Consider the following 18,830-nt stretch of genomic DNA (forward strand, 5'->3'; position numbering starts at 1 on the left):
GGTTTGGGGGAGCCTTGAACATTGCATCGTCGGAAAGCCTTGTTGGAGTCACGGGCACAGTGGTCGGCAATGATGCCGAAAGTTTTTAGTTTTAACCATGCCAGGTTGGCAGGTTGGCCGTATTAGGAGCGGGTGATGCAAGCAGGTCGTTGGGCGCGCGGATGGATGTGTTTTGGGTTGTTGTGGTTTTTGCTGGCGATAGCGTTCGCGCCGACCAACAAAGTTTATCAACAGGGGCTGGCGCTCTTTCTGTGGCTGCCGGCGCTGGTGTTTGCCTGGTCTGCCCGTGAGCAACTCAAACAAGTCTGGCGCGCTCAGCGCTGGATCTGTCTGGCACTCGCCGCGCTGGCGGCATGGGGCTTGATCAGCCTGTGGTGGACCAATGCCGAAGACGGCTCCCGCGAGGCCAAGCGCCTGCTCTATATCGGCGTGTTCCTGTTGTTCTTTCCGATACTCGCTGAAGCTCAGCCCCAGCGCGTGATTCGTTTGATGCAGTGGGGAGGCTTTGGTCTTGCCTTGTCGTCGCTGCTGGCCATGATCAAGTTCTATGGCATGGAAGGGAACGTTTGGTACGCGCGTCTTGAAGGGCTGGGTCAGTTGTCTCACCCGATCCTGGGCGCGTATGTGATTGGTCTGGCTGCCGTGTGGTTGCTGCACTGGATGCCGCGTGAGCGCTGGATGCAAGTGGCCTGCATGGCGGCGATCGGCTTGCTCGGCCTGTTTGTAGTAGCCAGCCAAAGCCGCGGCGCCGCATTGGCCCTGTTTTTGAGTGTGGTGGCCATGCCGCTGTGGTGCCGAGACCGGCGCAGCACCCTGATTGCCATTGCGTCAGTGGTGGCGGCAGTGCTGGTATTCCTGTCGATGCAGTCGTTGATGCTATCCCGTGGCGCGTCGTTCCGGCCGCAGATTTTTATGGCAGCGATGCAGATGATTAGCGAGCGTCCCTGGACGGGCCTGGGCCTGGGTGGTGATTACAACCTGTTCTGGGGGGACTACCGTTTCGATCACTCCCACAACCTCTTCACCCATGTGACCATCGAGTTGGGCCTGCCAGGCCTGATCCTGTGGTCGGCGGTATGGTTCGGCGTGCTGTGGCAAGCCTTGAAAATGCGCGACACCCCTTACGGCAAGGGCATTATCGGCATGTGGGTGTTCTCGTCCCTGGCGATGCAATTCGATGCGGCAAGCCTCACAGGCACTCCTCGGGCCGAGTGGTTCATCACCTGGTTGCCGGTTGCGCTGGCCAGTGTTTTGGTCTGGGCGCGGGCCAAACCCGACGTGTGTGATAAAGTTCGCGTCCTACCCAATCAGTGAGCTCGACACATGAGTGACGCACCGCCCAAAGCGGACCAGGAATCCAGCCTGAAAATTTATTTCCGGCTGCTGGGCTATGTGAAACCGTACCTCGGCATGTTCCTGCTGAGTATCGTGGGCTTCGTGATCTTTGCTTCGACCCAGCCAATGCTCGCCGGGATTCTCAAGTACTTCGTGGATGGCTTGAGCAATCCCGATGTGGTGTTCCTGCCCAAGGTTCCGTTTTTCAAGGACCTGAAGTTGCTGATGGCCGTGCCGCTGCTGATCATCCTGATCGCCGCGTGGCAAGGCCTCGGGTCTTTCCTGGGCAACTACTACCTGGCCAAGGTTTCCTTGGGGCTGGTGCATGACCTGCGGGTCCAGCTGTTCAACAAGCTATTGGTGCTGCCTAACCGCTACTTCGATACCCATAACTCGGGGCACCTGATCTCACGCATCACCTTCAACGTGACCATGGTCACCGGCGCTGCCACGGATGCAATCAAGGTCGTGATCCGCGAAGGCCTGACGGTGGTGTTCCTGTTCGGTTACCTGCTGTGGATGAACTGGAAACTGACCCTGGTGATGCTGGCGATCCTGCCGCTGATCGCAATCATGGTCGGCAGCACCAGCAAGAAATTCCGCAAGCAGAGCAAGAAGATCCAGGTGGCGATGGGTGACGTGACCCACGTCGCCTCCGAGACCATCCAGGGCTACCGTGTGGTGCGCAGTTTCGGTGGCGAAGACTATGAACAGCGTCGCTTTGCCGCCGCCAGCCAGGGCAACACCGACAAGCAATTGCGCATGAACAAGACCGGTGCGGTCTATACGCCGATGCTGCAGCTGGTGATCTACACGGCCATGGCTGTGTTGATGTTCCTGGTCCTGCTGTTGCGCGGTGACGCCACGGCGGGCGATCTGGTTGCCTACATCACCGCGGCGGGCCTGCTGCCCAAGCCGATCCGCCAGTTGTCGGAAGTCAGCTCGACGATCCAGAAAGGCGTGGCGGGTGCCGAGAGCATCTTCGAACAGCTGGATGAAGTGCCTGAAGTCGACGGCGGTACCGTGGAGCGTGATCGCGTCAGCGGTCGCCTGGACGTGCGCAACCTGAGCTTCACTTACCCAGGTACTGAACGCGAGGTGCTCAAGAACATCAGCTTCAGCGCAGCCCCTGGGCAGATGATCGCTCTGGTTGGCCGCTCAGGCAGCGGCAAGTCGACCCTGGCCAGCCTGATCCCGCGTTTCTACCATCATGAAACCGGGGAAATCCTGCTGGACGAGGTCGAGATTGAAGACTACCGCCTGCGCAACCTGCGCCGGCATGTAGCCCAGGTTACCCAGCACGTGACTCTGTTCAACGACACCGTGGCCAACAACATCGCCTATGGCGACCTGGCCGACGCGCCGCGTGCCGACATCGAGAAAGCTGCGGCCGATGCCTACGCCATGGACTTCATCTCGGAGCTGCCAAAAGGCTTGGACACCGAGGTCGGTGAAAACGGCGTGCTGCTCTCCGGTGGTCAGCGCCAGCGTCTGGCAATCGCCCGGGCCCTGCTGAAAAATGCCCCGCTGCTGATCCTGGATGAGGCGACATCGGCGTTGGATACCGAGTCCGAGCGGCACATTCAAGCTGCGTTGGATAAGGTCATGAAAGGTCGCACCACCCTGGTGATCGCGCACCGTTTGTCCACTATCGAGAAAGCCGACCTGATTCTGGTGATGGACCACGGTGAAATTGTCGAGCGTGGTACGCATGTCGAACTGCTCGCCAAAGGCGGCTACTACTCGCGGTTGCATGCGATGGGGCTGGACGAGCCGGTCGCGAACAACATCACCTGATCCGACGGGGCGCGCAATGCGCCCCGTTGTTTGTATCGAGTTCCTTACAGGGCTTGACCAAAGCCAAATAATTCGTTGCCTATCGTTTGTTATGTTGGCCTTCTCGATTCGAATGACGAACGAGAGGGCTAACCTTCTTGCGTGGGTAATGGAATGTTGCAACGTCTGTTCTGGAAAATGCTTCCCAAGCACCAGAGGGTGTTTCTGCTGGGGCGTTTGTCGGTGGTTGACCGTCAGGCGGTGAACAAATCCCTGTCTGGGGTGACCACCCTTAATCCCGCGTTCGAGCGACACAAATGCGTGTTTATCCATGTGCCAAAATGCGCCGGCAGCAGCGTGTGCTCGGCGCTTCTTGATGGCCGCTGGCCGGGGCATCTGCCGTATTACTGGTATCAGCAGCAGTTTCCCGAACACTGCGAGCGCAGTTTCAAGTTTGCCTTTGTGCGTGACCCGCTGGAGCGGGCTTACTCGGCCTACACGTACTTGCGCGGCAACCACATGGGTGCCCGCGACGTGCAAGCCCAGGCACTGGTCAGCAGCTACCGTGACTTCGACCAATTTGTGGCCGGCTGGCTGCACCCGGACAACCTGCGCCGCCAACTGCATTTCGCGCCCCAGACCGACTTTCTGGTTGATCACCTGGGCGGGATGGCTATGGATTTTCTCGGCCGTCAGGAATCGCTGGAACAAGATTTCCAGCACCTGTGCGAGCGCCTCGGCGTGACCTCATCTCTGCCACATCTGAATGTTTCACTGGGGCGGCGCAGCGAGCCGGTCAGGGCGTTCTGCTCGGTGCGTACGCGCCGTTTGGTCAGGCGCGCCTATCAGCGTGATTACGAGGTGTTGGGTTATGAATAACCAGTCGCTTGCCAGTGGGTCCGCTGCCATTCGTCCCTTTGCCCTGTCGTTGTCGGCGGCGGCACGGGCGGCGCTCAAGCATCAACAGCCGTGCTGCCTGTGGTTGACGGGGTTGTCCGGTTCCGGCAAGTCGACCCTGGCCAATGCCCTTGAGGTGCAACTCAACGAGCAGGGCCGGCACACCTTTGTGCTCGATGGCGATAATTTGCGCACGGGGTTGTGCAATGACTTGGGCATGAGCGATGCGGCGCGCAAGGAAAATATCCGGCGCATTGGCGAAGTAGCGCGGTTGATGGTCGATGCGGGATTGATTGTGATTGTGTCAGCGATCTCGCCGTTCAGCGTCGACCGAGCAACCGCCAAGGCGCTGTTCGGGCCGGGGCAATTCTTTGAGGTTTACGTCAGCACGCCGTTCGACGTGTGTGCTCGGCGTGACCCCAAGGGCTTGTACCGAGCGGCGTTGGATGGGCGTATCAAAGCGTTCACCGGTTTGGACAGCCCCTATGAAGCGCCGAGCGCGGCTGACTGTGAGATCAATACCGATGAGGTCGAGCTGGCCGATGCCGTTGAGCATATCTTGGCGGTTTTGTTTAAAAAATAACCAGTTTTGGCGCATGGCGCATTGCGGATAAAGCTCTCGAACTAGGCAGCGCTCACCCTGTGCTAATATCGCGCCCCTGTTCATTTTGTATGTGGGTTGCTCCATGAAGTTGTCCATGCCGCGATTCGATCAAGCCCCTGTCTTGGTGGTCGGCGATGTCATGCTCGACCGTTACTGGCATGGCGGTACCTCACGGATTTCCCCTGAGGCGCCGGTACCGGTAGTCAAGGTCGAGCAAATCGAAGACCGTCCGGGTGGCGCTGCCAACGTTGCCCTCAATATTGCCGCCCTCGGCGCCCCGGCCTCCCTGGTGGGTGTGACCGGCGACGACGAAGCCGCCGACAGCCTGGCCAACAGCCTGCGCGGTGCTGGTGTGCGTGCGCTGTTCCAGCGCATTGCCCACCAGCCGACCATCGTCAAGCTGCGGGTCATGAGCCGGCACCAGCAGTTGCTGCGTATCGATTTCGAAGAACCCTTCGCCACCGACGCCTTGGCCCTCAGTGGGCAGGTCGACGAGTTGCTCGAAGGCATCAAGGTGCTGGTGCTGTCCGACTACGGCAAAGGCGCATTGAAGAATCACCAAGTGCTGATCCAGGCCGCCAAGGCCAAGGGCATCCCGGTGTTGGCCGATCCCAAGGGCAAGGACTTCTCGATTTATCGGGGCGCCAGCCTGATCACGCCGAACCTCAGCGAGTTCGAAGCCATCGTCGGCGGTTGTGCCGATGAGCACGAACTGGTGACCAAAGGCGCGGCACTCATGGCCGATCTCGACCTCGGTGCCTTGCTGGTGACCCGTGGAGAGCACGGCATGACCCTGCTGCGTCCAGGCCACCCGCCGATGCACCTGCCGGCGCGGGCCCGTGAAGTGTTCGACGTCACTGGCGCCGGAGACACCGTGATTTCTACCCTGGCCGCTTCCATCGCGGCCGGCGAAGAGCTGCCTCACGCCGTGGCCCTGGCCAATCTGGCGGCGGGCATCGTGGTCGGCAAACTGGGTACCGCTGCCATCAGCGCACCTGAGCTGCGCCGCGCCATCCAACGCTCCGAAGGCTCGGAGCGCGGTGTGCTGACCATCGAGCAATTGCTGCTGGCGATTGACGACGCTCGCGCGCATAACGAAAGCATTGTGTTCACCAACGGCTGCTTCGACATCCTGCACGCCGGCCACGTGACTTACTTGGAGCAGGCGCGCGCCCAAGGCGATCGCCTGATCGTTGCGGTCAACGACGACGCTTCGGTCAGCCGCCTGAAAGGCCCTGGCCGTCCAATCAACAGCGTCGACCGGCGCATGGCCGTGCTGGCTGGGTTGGGAGCAGTGGACTGGGTGATCAGTTTCCCTGAAGCGACCCCGGAAAATCTGCTGGCTCAGGTCAAGCCGGACGTTCTGGTCAAGGGCGGCGACTATTCCGTCGACCAGGTGGTCGGTGCAGATATCGTCAGCGCCTACGGCGGCAAGGTCAAAGTGTTGGGTCTGGTTGAGAACAGCTCGACCACGGCGATTGTCGAGAAGATCCGCAATAATGAGTAAGGCTGATCCGTTGGTTCTGATCACCGGTGGCGCGGGCTTTATTGGCTCGCACCTCGTGGATGCCTTGCTAGCTAAGGGCTACGCGGTGCGTGTGCTGGACAACTTGTCCACAGGCAAACGCAGCAACCTGCCGTTGCACAACCCGCTTGTCGAGCTGCTCGAAGGTGATGTCGCCGATGCCGGGCTGGTTGCGCGTGCCGCTGTTGGCGCAACGGCGGTGGTGCACCTGGCTGCGGTCGCGTCCGTGCAGGCCTCGGTGGATGATCCGGTCAGCACGCACCAGAGCAATTTCGTCGGTACCCTGAATGTCTGCGAAGCCATGCGCAAGGCAGGCGTCAAGCGCGTGGTCTTTGCATCCAGCGCAGCGGTGTATGGCAACAACGGCGAAGGTGCTTCGATTGACGAAGAGACTACCAAGGCGCCGTTGACGCCCTATGCGTCCGATAAGCTGGCCGGCGAGCACTACTTTGATTTCTATCGCCGCCAGCATGGTCTGGAGCCGGTGATTTTCCGCTTTTTCAATATCTTCGGGCCGCGCCAGGACCCGTCGTCGCCATACTCCGGCGTGATCAGTATCTTCAGCGAACGTGCACAGCTGGGTTTGCCGATTGCCGTGTTTGGCGATGGCGAGCAAACCCGCGACTTCATGTACGTGGAAGACCTGGTTGACGTGTTGGTGCAGGCGATCGAAGCGCCGCAGGCTCCTTTGGGGGCGATCAACGTGGGCTGGAACCGTACCACTACGCTCAAGCAAGTGCTGCAGGCGCTGGAAGAAGCGGTGGGCTCCTTGCCATCCGTGACTTACGGGCCGGCGCGGTCGGGGGATATTCGGCATTCACGGGCGAACAACCAGCGGTTGTTGGCGAGTTTCACGTTGCCGGAACCTACCCCGCTGAAAGTCGGCCTGGAACGACTGCTTAACGGCTAACCCCAATCTAATGTGGGAGTGGCAATCCCTCTCCCACATTTAGATTGCAGTTTAGCCCTTGGCCTTTTTCTTCGGCACGATCTTGCGCAACACGCGCCGCGCCAATCCCTTCAACTTCGACTCCTTCTCCGGCTCCGCCAGACCTTGCTGTCTCAGCCAATCCTTCCAGCGAATGCGCTCTTCCCGCACCAGCCAGCCTTCCTGCTGGGCGAAGCTTTCCGCCAGGTACAAACCCCGCGTACTGGCCGGGTACAGTTGGTCTTTCTTCACGGTGTACAACTCGGGAAGGGGCTGGCCGTCTTTTAGCGGCATCAGGTACAAGTCCGGACGCTTGCGGTCCAGGCGCGCGACCAACTGGTCGCCTTCCAGGCGCTCATCCACATGGAACAGGCTCAGCGACTTGGCTTCCTTCGGCACTTCCAGGCGAAGGTCGTAGATCAATTGCAGCGATGCCGTGGGCAAATGCACATAGGCCCGTGGTCGTTCGATCAACTGGGTGGTGGCGCAACGCACCGGGCGGGCCGCACCGGATAGCGGGCTCAGGCGAAACGGCAGCGCTTCGCGGTAATGCAGCGCCGCGGAGTAGGGCGCCGGCAGCCAGGTGTCATTGAAGCGCCCGCCGAGCCAGCCTTCGGGTGTTTCCAGCAGGCACTCTTCAGCAATCTCCTGGATGGCGGTGTGCAGTGGCAAGTTCAGCTCGTGGGCCGGGACGTAGCCGGAGATCAGCTTGAGCACCACATCCCCACGGTCCTGGCGACGCTGGCGCACCAGCACCCAGTAATCGCGGTTTTGCCAGTGCAGGGTCAAGCGTACCGACACGCCGAGGTTGGCCAGTTCCAGCACGAAACGTTCCGAGTCTGCCACCTCCACCGGCTTGCGCCGTTGCAGGGTCTGGGCGAAGTTGAGCGGCATGCCCACGCTCTGATAGCTCAGGCCTTCAGGGGTGGCTTCGACGTGCAGCGGCAGTGTTTTAAAGTTGCTGGGGTTTTTTCTTATGAGCGTTCGCGGCATGTCGGCTCCTTTTTGCGACGGGGTCGGCCGCGTGGGCGGCATCAGAGTTGACGAATGACCTTGGCAGCGGTCGCCACGTTATGGGCCAGGTGCAGCGGATTAATGGTCCCGACAATAGCACTGGCGACGCCGGTTTGCGCAAACAACAGCATGAAACTGGCATGTATTGGATCCATTCCGGGCTCCAGGCAAACGTGGCCGCTGGCCAGTGCCTTTTTGACCAAGATGCCCTTGCCATGGGCCGCTGCATAATCAATGACGGCTTTCTCCGCCTGTTCGTTCAAATTGTAGGTAACCATCGCGCAATCACCTTGTTCCAGAGCCTTCACGCCGCCTTCGACGGTTTTGCCGGAGAAGCCGAAACCGCGAATCTTGCCCTCTTTTTTCAGCTCTGCGAGGGTCTGGTAGACCTCGCACTCGTTGAGGATGTGCAGGTCGTTACCATCGGAATGCACCAGCACCAGGTCGATAAAATCCGTTTCAAGTCGTTTCAAGCTGCGCTCAATGGACAGCCGAGTGTGGGCGGCACTGAAATCGTGCTGGGAGACACCATTTTCGAACTCTTCACCTACCTTGCTGACGATCACCCAATCCTTACGTTGGTCGCGTAACAGCGGCCCCAGGCGTTCTTCGCTGCGGCCATAGGCAGGGGCGGTGTCGATCAGATTGATGCCAAGCTGACGAGCCTGGCGCAGTAGCATTCGCGCTTCGTCGTCATCCGGAATCTGGAAACCGTTGGGGTATTTAACACCCTGGTCGCGGCCCAGCTTGACGGTGCCCAGGCCCAGCGGCGATACCAGAATGCCGGTGCTGCCCAAAGGGCGATGCAGGTCGTGCAAAGTTGGCAGGCTCATGGCAATAGTTGCTCCCAAGCTGGAACGCCGAGGGCGGGTTTTGGCAGGTCCGGCAGCGGTTCAGCTGCGCTTGGGCGGATGCCGTCACGTTCGAGGCTGTTAATTACGCGATCGGCGAAGTCAGGCGCCAAGGCCAGTTTGGTCGGCCAGCCCACCAGCAGGCGACCTTCGTCGGCGACAAAGGCGTTGTCGGGACGGCTGAGGCCTGATTGCAGCGGTTCGGCGCGGTCGACGCGCAGAGTGGCCCAGCGGGTTTGGCTCATGTCGATCCAGGGCAGCAATTGCGCGAGTTCTTTCTGGGCGGTGGCGATTTGTTCCTCGGGCGTACGTGCAACGCCGTCGGCCTCGGCAATATCACCGCCCATGTACCACACCCAGTTGCCATCGGCAGCCGGGTGGGTGGTCACGGTGATACGTGGCTTGGTGCCGCCGCCCAGACAGTGAGCGTACAGCGGCTTCAGGCCTGGGCCTTTGGCGATGATCATATGCAGTGGACGTTTTTGCATGGCCGGATTGTTCAGGCCAAGGGTGCTCAGCAGTTCAGCGGTGCCGCCGCCAGCGCTCAAGACAATGCGCTGGGCGCGGATTTCACGGCCATCCACCTTCAAGCCCACCAGCGTGTTGGCGTCCAGCAACGGTTCGATATGTTGACCTGCAAGCAAGCCGTCACCGGCAAGCTGCGCGAGGCGTTCGATCAGGCTTGGTACATCAACCACCAACTCGGCCAGGCGATACACCTTGCCCTTGAAGCGGCGGTCTTGCAGTGCCGGTGGCAGGTCGTCGCCCTTGACCTGATCGACACGGCCACGCACGGCCTTGCTGGCAAAAAAACTGGTGAGGTTGCCGGCGAGGGTGCCGGGGGACCACAGGTAATGGGCTTCGGACAGCAAACGCACGCCCGACAGGTCCAGTTCGCCGTTGCCCGCCAAGGCTTCACGCCAGCGGCGCGGCATGTCGGCGATCGCTTCGGAGGCGCCGGTAAGGGCGCCATGAAGGGCGTATTTCGCACCGCCGTGAATAATCCCCTGGGACTTCACGCTTTGCCCGCCACCCAAGGTGGCGCTCTCCACCACCACCGTGGAAAACCCCTGGCGGCGCAGCCGCGCATTCAGCCAGAGGCCGGCAACCCCGGCGCCGACAATCAGAACGTCGGTGGAAATAACGGATGGCATGGGCGACCTCAGTGTTCAAGACAAGAGGCGCAGTATACAGGCTGTTGAGTAGCGGTCAGTGCCCGGCGGTTTTCGAGAACAACTGGATGACCACCACGCCCAGCACAATCAGCCCCATCCCCAGCATCGCCGGGACATCCAGCTTCTGCCCATAGATAAACAGCGCTGCGATACTGACCATCACGATACCCATCCCGGCCCACACGGCGTAGGCCACACCCACCGGCACCGTGCGTACCACGAGCGTCAGCATCCAGAAGGCCACGCCGTAGCCGACGACTACCAGCAACAACGGGATCGGCGTGCTCCAACCCTTGATGGCTTTCATCGAGACGGTAGCGATCACTTCCGAGCAAATGGCGATAGCCAGGTAGTAGTAGGCAGGGTTCATGGCGTCAATCCTCGGTGTACAGCGCACTTGATAAGGTCGGCATTTTAGGGCTTTACCAGATGGGGTAAAGTCATTACCTATCCGATTTGAAGATGGGTTGGCCATGCAGTGGAATCTTGAACAGATGCGTCTATTTGTCGACGTCGCCGAGCAGCGTTCGTTTTCAGCGGTGGCGCGTGGGCAGCGCAAGGCGCAATCGGCGGTAAGCAATGGGATTGCATTGCTGGAAGCGGACTTGGGGGTGAGCCTGTTTGAGCGTAGCAGCGGGCGCCAGCCGCGCCTGACTGAAGCCGGTAGCGTGTTGCTGGAGGAAGCACGCGAAGTGTTGCGCCAATGTGAGCGGCTCAATGGCCGCGCGCTGTCATTGACCCGTGGTGAAGAAGCCTGCCTGCGATTGGCTCAGGACGAGGCGATGTTGTTCCAGCCGGTGCTCGATAGCCTTGAGGCGCTGGCGGTGCAATACCCGTTGCTGGAAGTGCAACTGTCCAGTGCCGCCCAAGGCGACGTGGCGCGCAAATTGGTGGAGCGCAAGGCAGACCTGGGCCTGTTGTTCTATCACGACCAGATTCCCGAGGCCCTTGAGCGGCGCGTGGTGGGCAGTGTGGAAATGGTCACCGTCTGCGGCGTGAACCATCCGCTGGCCAAGGACGGGTACGTGACGTGCCAGCGCTTGGCCCAGTACCGGCAGCTGTTGATGTCGACTCAGACCAGTGTCTACCCCGGCAGCGAAGCAGCCAGTCCGCTGGTGTGGCGCGCCGACAGTTTCTACGTATTGGCCGAATGGCTGATGAGTGGGCTGGGCTGGGCCTGGTTGCCGCGGCATATCGTGCAATACCCGACCTATCAGCAACAAATGGTGGAGCTGGACAGCGAATGGACGCCGCCGGCCCTGGTCGTGGAGCTGGTATGGCGTCGCGACGAGCACCTTGGGCCTGCTGCGCGTTTCCTTGCCGAACGTTTTGCCGAGTGCCTGCGGGCGATTGATTGAAAAAGTGGATAAACTCCGCCGCCATGAATAGAACTCTCTACAGCTGTCTGTTTTACCTGGCGCTGCCGTTGGTGGCTTTACGTCTGTGGCTGCGCGCGCGCAAGGCACCGGCCTACGCCTGGCGCGTGGGCGAGCGGTTTTCCTATGGCTTGCCGGTGATGCAGCCTGGCGGAATCTGGGTGCATGCCGTGTCAGTGGGCGAAAGCATTGCCGCTGCGCCGATGATCCGTGGGCTGCTGGAGCGTTATCCACAGCTGCCGATCACCGTCACTTGCATGACGCCCACCGGTTCCGAGCGGATCCAGGCGTTGTTCGCCAACGAGCCGCGTATCCAGCACTGCTATTTGCCCTATGACTTGCCGTGCGCCGCCAAGCGTTTTCTCGATCGCGTGCAGCCCAAGCTCGCGGTGATCATGGAAACCGAACTGTGGCCCAATCATATCCACGCCTGCGCCCAGCGCGGAATTCCGGTGGCGCTGGCCAATGCGCGGCTGTCGGCGCGCTCTGCCAAGGGCTATGGGCGTTTCGCCAAGCTGACGGCGCCGATGCTGGCTGAGATGAGCTTGTTTGCTGTGCAGACGCACACCGAGGCCCAACGTTTCTTGAGCCTGGGCGCGCGGCCGGACACTGTGGAAGTGACCGGCTCTATCAAGTTCGACCTGACCATCGACCCACAGCTACTTGAGCGTGCCGCCGCCTTGCGCGAGCAATGGGGCGCCAGCGAGCGTCCCGTGTGGATCGCCGCCAGTACTCACGAAGGTGAAGATGAAGTGGTGTTGGCCGCTCATCGTCAGTTGCTCAGCCACTATCCCAACGCGTTACTGATTCTGGTCCCGCGTCATCAGGAACGCTTCGGCCCGATGTTCGAGCTGTGCAAGCAGCAAGGATTTGCCACGGTGCGCCGTTCTACAGGCAAGCCCGTAAGCGCACAAACTTCAGTGCTGCTCGGCGATACCATGGGCGAGTTGCTGTTTCTCTACGCCCTCGCCGACAGCGCCTTCGTCGGCGGCAGCCTGGTGGCGACCGGTGGGCACAATCCTCTGGAGCCGGCGGCACTGGCCAAGCCGGTGATCATGGGGCCCCATGTGTTCAACTTCCTCGAAATCACCGCGATGATGCGCGAAGCGGGTGCGTTGCGTGAGGTGGATGACGCTGAAGGATTGGCCGAAGCCGTGCGACAGCTGTTCGAACTGCCGCAGGATGCGCGCAAAATGGCGCAGGCGGGGCTCAAAGTGATGCAGGCTAATCAGGGCGCGCTGAAGCGGTTGCTGGATGGTTTGGGCCGATTGATCGCTCGCTGACTCCGCGCCGATCCAAAGGTGGGAGGGCGCTTGCTTCTGATAGCAGAGTGTCAGTCAAAACGACTGACCTGAAAGATTGCTATCGGGAGCAAGCCCCCTCCCACAGTTGTTTTGTCGTGTGCTCAGTATCCCGGGCGGGCCTTGAGTTGTTCGGCAGCGGCCTTGGCGAGGTCCGGCGGCAGGAAGTCCTTGTCCGGGTTGTAGTCCGCCTTGAGGTAGCGTGCCAGGTCTTGCAAATCCCCTGGGTTCAAGGTGCCCGCCGCCTGCTTCAAGCGCAGGTTGTCGAGGATGTAGTCGTAGCGGCTGTTGTTGTAGTTGCGCACCGACGAGTAGAGCTGGCGCTGTGAATCCAGCACGTCGACGATATTGCGCGTACCCACCTGGTAACCGATTTCCGTGGCTTCCACCGCGCTCTGGTTAGAGATGATCGACTGGCGGCGCGCTTGCACCTGTTCCACATCGGTGTTCACCGCGCGGTGCAGGTTGCGCGTATTTTCCACCACCTGGCGGCGCAGGCCCTCGCGCTGCTGCTCGGTCTGGCCCAGACGCGAGTAGGACTCACGCACTTGCGAGCTGGTCAGGCCGCCGCTGTACAGCGGGATACTCAGGCGCAGGCCGATGGTGCGCTGCTCGACGTCGCCGCGATACGGCGTGCCGAAGGCATTCGGGTTGCTGAAACCGAGCGCGTCGTTGTCGCCTTTTTCGTATTGCGCCACTGCGTCCAGAGTCGGCGCATGACCGGCCTTGCGCTGTTTGAGGGTTTCTTCAGCGGCGGTGACGGCGTAGTTGCTGGCCAACAGATTCAGGTTTTGGCGGCCAGCGGTTTCGACCCACGCCTTGGCGTCGTTCGGCAGCGGCGGCAACACCGGCAACGTGTGCACGATGCCTTGGATCGAGTTGTATTGGCGGTTGGTCAGCGTAATCAGCGCTTCAAAGGCGTCTTCCACCTGGCGCTGAGCCAGGATCCGGTTGGCGCGAGCGGTGTCGTAGCTGGCCTGGGATTGCAGCACGTCGGTCTTGTCCGACAAGCCCACATCGAAGCGCTCGTTGGACTGGTCCAGTTGGCGCTTGAATGCATTTTCTTCGGCCTTGGTGGAGGCCAGGTTGTCCTGGGCGCGCAGCACGGCGAAGTAACTTTCGGCGCTCTGCAGAATCAGGTTCTGTTCGGTGGCCGACAGTTGCAATGCGGCCTGCTCGTTGACGGCTTCGGCGGCTTGTAGCTGGAACCAGCGGTCGGCGCGGAACAGTGGCTGGCTCAAGGTCGCGCGCCAGGAATGGGCGTCACGGTTGGCGGTGGCCGAGGGCGTGTCGATCTGGGTGCGCACATTGTTGATATCGGCACCAGCCGACAGATTCGGCAGCAACCCGGCGCGTGCCTGGGGTACCACTTCTTTTTGCGCACCGTATTGGGCGCGGGCGGCGGCCAGGTCGGCGTTGTTATCCACCGCTTCCTGATAGACGCTGACCAGATCGGTTCTGGCAGACAAGGGCGCTTCAGCTGCCCAGACCATTCCGTTGGTCGCACAAGACACGGCAACAGCCAGTGAAAGTTTGCGCAGCATGAGGCGATCCCTAGTGTGAATATTACGGCGATAATTTAGCGCCCAAGGCTACGGCTGGTCATTTCTGGCGTCAAGCCTTGAGGCGGCATCCGAGTGTAGTGGCGCGACCCCGGCACAACAATCCTGTAATTGCGCCATTCATCACGCTGAATGCTCCACTGTTGGCAATTTGCCCACGCCATGGTCTAGACTGGCCGCGTTCTTGTCGGGGTGCCTTGTTGGAAGGCTGAGATCGGTAAATACCGGATCCCGTTGAACCTGATCAGGTTAACGCCTGCGTAGGGAACAAGATTTCTCGTCACCCGGCGAGTCCTCTTGTGCTTCGTCCGGGATGCTGTTCGACAATCGAACAGTCCTCGTGCGCCAAGCACAGCACTGGTTTCAGTGCGTCCATCCGTCACAGGTTCGCTCCGACAAAAATCCACCGCCTGGATAAGTTGGAGCCCGTGATGACTACAAAACTAAAAAGCACTGTGCATTTAAGTGAATCGGCCAAGGTCGACTCCGGTTCTGTGCAGCCGTTTACCCGCTCGCAAAAAATCTACGTACAAGGCACTCGCCCGGACATTCGTGTGCCGATGCGTGAGATCAGCCTGGACGTGACCCCTACCGACTTTGGCGGTGAAATCAACGCACCCGTGGTGGTCTATGACACCTCCGGCCCGTACACCGACCCCAATGTAATCATCGACGTGCGTAAAGGCCTGGGCGATGTGCGCTCGCCGTGGATCGAAGTACGCGGCGACACCGAGCGCCTGTCCGGCCTCAGCTCGCATTTCGGCCAGCAGCGCCTGAGCGATGCCGAACTGACCGCACTGCGCTTTGCCCATGTGAAAAATCCGCGCCGCGCCAAGGCCGGCGCCAACGTCACCCAGATGCACTACGCGCGCAAAGGCATCATCACCGCCGAGATGGAATACGTCGCCATCCGCGAAAACATGAAGCTCGAAGAAGCCCGCGCCAGCGGTCTGTTGGACCAGCAACACGCCGGCCACAGCTTCGGTGCCAGCGTGCCGAAAATCATCACCCCCGAGTTTGTGCGCGAAGAAATCGCCCGTGGCCGCGCAATTATCCCGGCCAACATCAACCACACCGAGTTGGAGCCGATGATCATCGGCCGTAACTTCCTGGTGAAGATCAACGGCAACATCGGCAACAGCGCCTTGGGTTCGTCCATCGAAGAAGAAGTGGCGAAACTCACCTGGGGCATTCGCTGGGGCTCGGACACGGTGATGGACCTGTCCACCGGCAAGCACATCCACGAAACCCGCGAGTGGATCATCCGTAACTCGCCAGTGCCAATCGGTACCGTGCCGATCTACCAGGCCCTGGAAAAAGTCGGCGGCGCCGCCGAAGACCTGACTTGGGAGCTGTTCCGCGACACCTTGATCGAACAGGCCGAGCAGGGCGTCGACTACTTCACCATCCACGCCGGCGTGCTGCTGCGCTACGTGCCGCTGACTGCCAAGCGCGTCACCGGTATCGTGTCCCGTGGCGGTTCGATCATGGCCAAGTGGTGCCTGGCGCACCACAAAGAGAACTTCACCTATACGCATTTCGACGAAATCTGCGAAATCATGAAGGCCTATGACGTCAGCTTCTCCCTCGGCGACGGCCTGCGCCCCGGCTCGATTGCCGACGCCAACGACGCCGCGCAGTTCGGCGAGTTGGAAACCCTGGGTGAACTGACCAAAACCGCCTGGAAGCACGACGTGCAAACCATGATCGAAGGCCCCGGCCACGTACCGATGCAGTTGATCAAAGAGAACATGGACAAGCAGCTGGAGTGCTGCGACGAGGCGCCGTTCTACACCCTCGGGCCACTGACCACCGACATCGCGCCGGGTTACGACCACATCACCTCCGGTATCGGTGCGGCGATGATCGGTTGGTTCGGTTGCGCCATGCTGTGCTACGTCACGCCCAAGGAACACCTGGGCCTGCCGAACAAGGATGACGTGAAGACCGGGATCATCACCTACAAGATTGCCGCCCATGCCGCCGACCTTGCCAAAGGCCACCCGGGCGCGCAGATCCGCGATAACGCCTTGAGCAAGGCGCGCTTCGAGTTCCGCTGGGAAGACCAGTTCAACCTCGGCCTGGACCCAGATACCGCGCGCTCCTATCACGATGAAACCCTGCCGAAGGACTCGGCCAAGGTCGCGCATTTCTGCTCGATGTGCGGGCCGAAATTCTGCTCGATGAAAATCACCCAGGAAGTGCGTGAATACGCGGCCAACCAGCGCATTGAAGCGGTTGATGTGGACGTGGCCAAGGGCTTGGCGGAGCAGGCAGAGCGGTTCAAGCAGGAAGGCAGTCAGCTTTATAAGAAGGTCTGATCCGAGGTTGCAGGTGCTTTTAAGGGCCTCATCGGGGGCAGGCCTCCTCCCACACTTGAACGTGTTCGCCATTCAAAATGTGGGAGGGGGCTTGCCCCCGATAGCAATCTTTCAAACAACACATGCCCCTCAGAGATAACACCCTTGAACATTCAACCGAGCACCTACTCACCGGACGTCGCAGTCCCCCAAGACAAACGTGTCTTCGGCGCCCGTGACCTGTTCTCCCTATGGTTCTCCCTCGGCATTGGCCTGATGGTCCTGCAAACCGGCGCTTTGCTTGCGCCGGGGCTGGGCCTGTCGGGTTCATTGCTGGCAATCTTCCTCGGCACTCTGGTCGGCGTGTTGTTGCTGGCCGCCGTCGGCGTGATCGGCAGCGACACCGGCCTGTCCGCCATGGCCGCGCTCAAGCTCAGCCTCGGTGCCAAAGGCGCGAGCCTGCCCGCGTTGCTCAACTTGCTGCAGTTGATCGGCTGGGGTTCATTCGAAATCATTGTGATGCGCGATGCGGCCAGCCTGTTGGGTACGCGAGCATTCAGCGAGGGCAGCCTGCTGGCCAGCCCGTTGCTGTGGACGCTGTTTTTCGGCGGCTTGGCGACGCTGCTGGCAGTCAGCGGTCCATTGACCTTTGTGCGTCAGATCCTGCGCAAATGGGGCATCTGGCTGCTGCTCGCCGCCTGTCTGTGGCTCACCTGGAACTTGTTCGCCAAGGCTGATTTGGCCGCGCTATGGGCTCAGGCCGGTGACGGTTCGATGCCGTTCGCTGTGGGCTTCGATATTGCCATCGCCATGCCGCTGTCCTGGTTACCGCTGATTGCCGATTACTCCCGTTTCGGTAAGCGCGCTAAAAGCGTGTTCGGCGGCACCGCGGTGGGCTTCTTTATCGGTAATTTCTGGCTGATGAGCCTGGGCGTGGCCTACACCCTGGCATTTGCGCCGAGCGGTGAAGTGAACGCGCTGCTCCTGGCTTTGGCTGGCGCCGGCCTGGGGATTCCGCTGCTGCTGATCCTGTTGGACGAGTCGGAAAATGCTTTTGCCGATATTCACTCGGCGGCGGTGTCCAGCGGGGTTCTGTTGCGCTTGAAAGTCGAGCATCTGGCGTTGGCCATCGGTGTCATCTGCACCTTGATCGCCTGTTTCGCGCCGTTGGCCCAGTACCAGAACTTCCTGCTATTGATCGGCTCAGTGTTTGCGCCGTTGTTCGGCGTGGTGCTGGTGGATCATTTCATCCTGCGCCGTCGTGGTCAGGGTGTGGTTGCCGGCCTGCGTTGGCCGGCGCTGTTGGCCTGGTTAGGTGGCATTGCCACTTACCATCTGTTGGCCAATCTGTACCCGGATGTCGGCGCAACCCTGCCGGCGCTGGTGCTGGCAGGGCTGCTGCAGTTCATCCTGGGTCGGGCCTTCAGCGGCGTGCGGGTACCAGCTCAGGCTTGAGAATGCCGTCCAGGCGCGAGTAGGGAATCTGCAACTCGACATGGCCCAAGGCATACGGCGCGATTGTGGTGGTGGGATACTTGAGGATCACGCCACCATAGGTCAGCGCAACGTTCGGGGTTTTCTGGAAGGGGTAGGTTTTCACAAACTCCGGCTCCAGACTCAGGCGGGTGCTGATCAACCAACTGTTGTGTGCCACTTGGGCGGCTTTCCAGAAGGCGTCCTCTTTACCCGGCAGTAGCATGTCGGTGAGCGAGAGGGCCTTTTGCTGCTGGCGCGAATAGTTGATGAATGCGCGGCCCGGCTCGCCATGGGTGGCGCCCTGGTCCAGATAGCTGGACAGTTCGATGATCACCAAGCCGTCATGCTGCTCCCGTACCTTGGCCTGCAAATACATGCTGTTGCTTGGGGCCGCGGTTTTCAGGAATTGCTCGCGATAGGTCTCAAGGCTGGTCGGCAGCGGGTTGGCGCCGGTCATTTCCAGTAGGCGCTGTTCGATCAGCGCGTCCAGCTTGGGTTCCTTGGCGAAGTGCACGGTGTCGATATTCACCAGCGCGCAATCGGCGCTGGCGCAGCCCGGCCGGGTTTGTTCAGTGGTGTCGCGGGTGGCTTCCAGCGGGGTACGCCAGTTGGGTTGGAACAAGCTTTGGCAGGCGCCGAGGGTCAAGGCGATGCAGGCCACGGAGGCGATTTTTAAAAGCGACATGGGTGTCCTTCGTCTATCGATAAGA

General features: G+C 60.7%; 16 protein-coding genes and 1 riboswitch. Of the genes, 10 read left to right on the forward strand and 6 right to left on the reverse strand.

Translation table 11 applies throughout. The features are described from left to right. Positions 1–135: 135 nt before the first annotated feature. The 6 genes from ACEN2T_RS05815 (at position 136) to ACEN2T_RS05840 (ending at position 7,047) form a co-directional block, all read left to right on the forward strand. Complete coding sequence (locus ACEN2T_RS05815; protein ID WP_122682092.1) at positions 136–1,314, forward strand: O-antigen ligase family protein; 1,179 nt, start codon at positions 136–138, stop codon at positions 1,312–1,314. 9 nt (positions 1,315–1,323) lie between these two features. Then, a complete protein-coding gene (gene msbA, locus ACEN2T_RS05820) occupies positions 1,324–3,132 on the forward strand; it encodes a lipid A export permease/ATP-binding protein MsbA (RefSeq protein WP_032890412.1) in 1,809 nt (602 codons plus the stop codon). Between the two features lie 153 nt (positions 3,133–3,285). Next, positions 3,286–3,990 carry a sulfotransferase family 2 domain-containing protein gene (locus ACEN2T_RS05825; RefSeq protein WP_095186169.1) on the forward strand — a complete coding sequence of 235 codons (705 nt, stop codon included), beginning with the start codon at positions 3,286–3,288 and terminating at the stop codon, positions 3,988–3,990. Next, positions 3,983–4,591, forward strand: coding sequence for an adenylyl-sulfate kinase (gene cysC / locus ACEN2T_RS05830; RefSeq protein WP_122753861.1), 609 nt, complete (start codon positions 3,983–3,985; stop codon positions 4,589–4,591). The genes ACEN2T_RS05825 and cysC overlap by 8 nt, the downstream gene beginning before the upstream one ends. 103 nt (positions 4,592–4,694) lie before the next feature. Further along, positions 4,695–6,119, forward strand: coding sequence for a bifunctional D-glycero-beta-D-manno-heptose-7-phosphate kinase/D-glycero-beta-D-manno-heptose 1-phosphate adenylyltransferase HldE (gene hldE / locus ACEN2T_RS05835; RefSeq protein ID WP_032890418.1), 1,425 nt, complete (start codon positions 4,695–4,697; stop codon positions 6,117–6,119). After that, positions 6,112–7,047: an NAD-dependent epimerase/dehydratase family protein gene (locus tag ACEN2T_RS05840; protein WP_442116443.1), complete on the forward strand. Its 936-nt coding sequence runs from the start codon at positions 6,112–6,114 to the stop codon at positions 7,045–7,047. Before hldE ends, ACEN2T_RS05840 begins: the two co-directional genes overlap by 8 nt. 51 nt (positions 7,048–7,098) lie before the next feature. On the opposite strand, the gene ACEN2T_RS05845 is transcribed toward ACEN2T_RS05840, so the two are convergent. Genes ACEN2T_RS05845 through ACEN2T_RS05860 form a run of 4 tightly spaced genes read right to left on the reverse strand, consistent with a single transcriptional unit; the run spans position 7,099 to position 10,475 of the window. Next, the gene (locus tag ACEN2T_RS05845) at positions 7,099–8,058 is read right to left on the reverse strand and encodes a hypothetical protein (RefSeq protein ID WP_032890421.1); all 960 of its coding nucleotides are present in this window, start codon (positions 8,056–8,058) and stop codon (positions 7,099–7,101) included. Between the two features lie 41 nt (positions 8,059–8,099). After that, positions 8,100–8,912: an aldo/keto reductase gene (locus ACEN2T_RS05850; RefSeq protein WP_032890423.1), complete on the reverse strand. Its 813-nt coding sequence runs from the start codon at positions 8,910–8,912 to the stop codon at positions 8,100–8,102. Continuing rightward, on the reverse strand, positions 8,909–10,084 hold the full coding sequence (locus tag ACEN2T_RS05855; RefSeq protein ID WP_032890424.1) for an NAD(P)/FAD-dependent oxidoreductase: 1,176 nt from the start codon (positions 10,082–10,084) through the stop codon (positions 8,909–8,911). Before ACEN2T_RS05855 ends, ACEN2T_RS05850 begins: the two co-directional genes overlap by 4 nt. Before the next feature lie 55 nt (positions 10,085–10,139). Further along, the gene (locus ACEN2T_RS05860) at positions 10,140–10,475 is read right to left on the reverse strand and encodes a DMT family transporter (RefSeq protein WP_032890426.1); all 336 of its coding nucleotides are present in this window, start codon (positions 10,473–10,475) and stop codon (positions 10,140–10,142) included. A gap of 97 nt (positions 10,476–10,572) precedes the next feature. On the opposite strand from ACEN2T_RS05860, the gene ACEN2T_RS05865 reads away from it, so the two are divergent. Together ACEN2T_RS05865 and waaA are read left to right on the forward strand one after the other, a co-directional pair. After that, a complete protein-coding gene (locus ACEN2T_RS05865; RefSeq protein WP_032890428.1) occupies positions 10,573–11,463 on the forward strand; it encodes a LysR family transcriptional regulator in 891 nt (296 codons plus the stop codon). 23 nt (positions 11,464–11,486) lie between these two features. Then, the gene (gene waaA / locus ACEN2T_RS05870) at positions 11,487–12,764 is read left to right on the forward strand and encodes a lipid IV(A) 3-deoxy-D-manno-octulosonic acid transferase (protein WP_442116444.1); all 1,278 of its coding nucleotides are present in this window, start codon (positions 11,487–11,489) and stop codon (positions 12,762–12,764) included. Between the two features lie 122 nt (positions 12,765–12,886). On the opposite strand, the gene ACEN2T_RS05875 is transcribed toward waaA, so the two are convergent. Then, positions 12,887–14,326: a TolC family outer membrane protein gene (locus tag ACEN2T_RS05875; RefSeq protein ID WP_095186078.1), complete on the reverse strand. Its 1,440-nt coding sequence runs from the start codon at positions 14,324–14,326 to the stop codon at positions 12,887–12,889. Between the two features lie 196 nt (positions 14,327–14,522). Beyond that, a riboswitch (TPP riboswitch) is annotated at positions 14,523–14,628 on the forward strand. Between the two features lie 147 nt (positions 14,629–14,775). Between ACEN2T_RS05875 and thiC the strand changes: the two genes are divergently transcribed. Continuing rightward, a complete protein-coding gene (thiC, locus tag ACEN2T_RS05880) occupies positions 14,776–16,665 on the forward strand; it encodes a phosphomethylpyrimidine synthase ThiC (RefSeq protein ID WP_032890434.1) in 1,890 nt (629 codons plus the stop codon). Between the two features lie 144 nt (positions 16,666–16,809). Continuing rightward, entirely contained in the window at positions 16,810–18,099 is a 1,290-nt protein-coding gene (gene cytX / locus ACEN2T_RS05885) for a putative hydroxymethylpyrimidine transporter CytX (protein ID WP_442116445.1), read from the forward strand. Here the strand turns inward: cytX and ACEN2T_RS05890 are convergent. Then, the gene (locus tag ACEN2T_RS05890) at positions 18,068–18,805 is read right to left on the reverse strand and encodes an RsiV family protein (RefSeq protein WP_442116446.1); all 738 of its coding nucleotides are present in this window, start codon (positions 18,803–18,805) and stop codon (positions 18,068–18,070) included. The genes cytX and ACEN2T_RS05890 overlap by 32 nt on opposite strands. Between the last annotated feature and the right edge of the window lie 25 nt (positions 18,806–18,830).

Source organism: Pseudomonas sp. W22_MBD1_FP4 (assembly GCF_052113765.1).
In the GTDB taxonomy this organism is placed as follows: domain Bacteria; phylum Pseudomonadota; class Gammaproteobacteria; order Pseudomonadales; family Pseudomonadaceae; genus Aquipseudomonas; species Aquipseudomonas sivasensis.

What these genes read in the sequence shown, in the direction of transcription:
- ACEN2T_RS05890 (WP_442116446.1), bottom strand. Translation starts at nt 18,805, where the DNA reads ATGTCGCTTTTAAAAATCGCCTCCGTGGCCTGCATCGCCTTGACCCTC.
- ACEN2T_RS05875 (WP_095186078.1), bottom strand. Translation starts at nt 14,326, where the DNA reads ATGCTGCGCAAACTTTCACTGGCTGTTGCCGTGTCTTGTGCGACCAAC.
- ACEN2T_RS05860 (WP_032890426.1), bottom strand. Translation starts at nt 10,475, where the DNA reads ATGAACCCTGCCTACTACTACCTGGCTATCGCCATTTGCTCGGAAGTG.
- hldE (WP_032890418.1), top strand. Translation starts at nt 4,695, where the DNA reads ATGAAGTTGTCCATGCCGCGATTCGATCAAGCCCCTGTCTTGGTGGTC.
- ACEN2T_RS05845 (WP_032890421.1), bottom strand. Translation starts at nt 8,058, where the DNA reads ATGCCGCGAACGCTCATAAGAAAAAACCCCAGCAACTTTAAAACACTG.
- ACEN2T_RS05840 (WP_442116443.1), top strand. Translation starts at nt 6,112, where the DNA reads ATGAGTAAGGCTGATCCGTTGGTTCTGATCACCGGTGGCGCGGGCTTT.
- thiC (WP_032890434.1), top strand. Translation starts at nt 14,776, where the DNA reads ATGACTACAAAACTAAAAAGCACTGTGCATTTAAGTGAATCGGCCAAG.
- ACEN2T_RS05855 (WP_032890424.1), bottom strand. Translation starts at nt 10,084, where the DNA reads ATGCCATCCGTTATTTCCACCGACGTTCTGATTGTCGGCGCCGGGGTT.
- cysC (WP_122753861.1), top strand. Translation starts at nt 3,983, where the DNA reads ATGAATAACCAGTCGCTTGCCAGTGGGTCCGCTGCCATTCGTCCCTTT.
- ACEN2T_RS05815 (WP_122682092.1), top strand. Translation starts at nt 136, where the DNA reads ATGCAAGCAGGTCGTTGGGCGCGCGGATGGATGTGTTTTGGGTTGTTG.
- waaA (WP_442116444.1), top strand. Translation starts at nt 11,487, where the DNA reads ATGAATAGAACTCTCTACAGCTGTCTGTTTTACCTGGCGCTGCCGTTG.
- msbA (WP_032890412.1), top strand. Translation starts at nt 1,324, where the DNA reads ATGAGTGACGCACCGCCCAAAGCGGACCAGGAATCCAGCCTGAAAATT.
- ACEN2T_RS05825 (WP_095186169.1), top strand. Translation starts at nt 3,286, where the DNA reads ATGTTGCAACGTCTGTTCTGGAAAATGCTTCCCAAGCACCAGAGGGTG.
- ACEN2T_RS05850 (WP_032890423.1), bottom strand. Translation starts at nt 8,912, where the DNA reads ATGAGCCTGCCAACTTTGCACGACCTGCATCGCCCTTTGGGCAGCACC.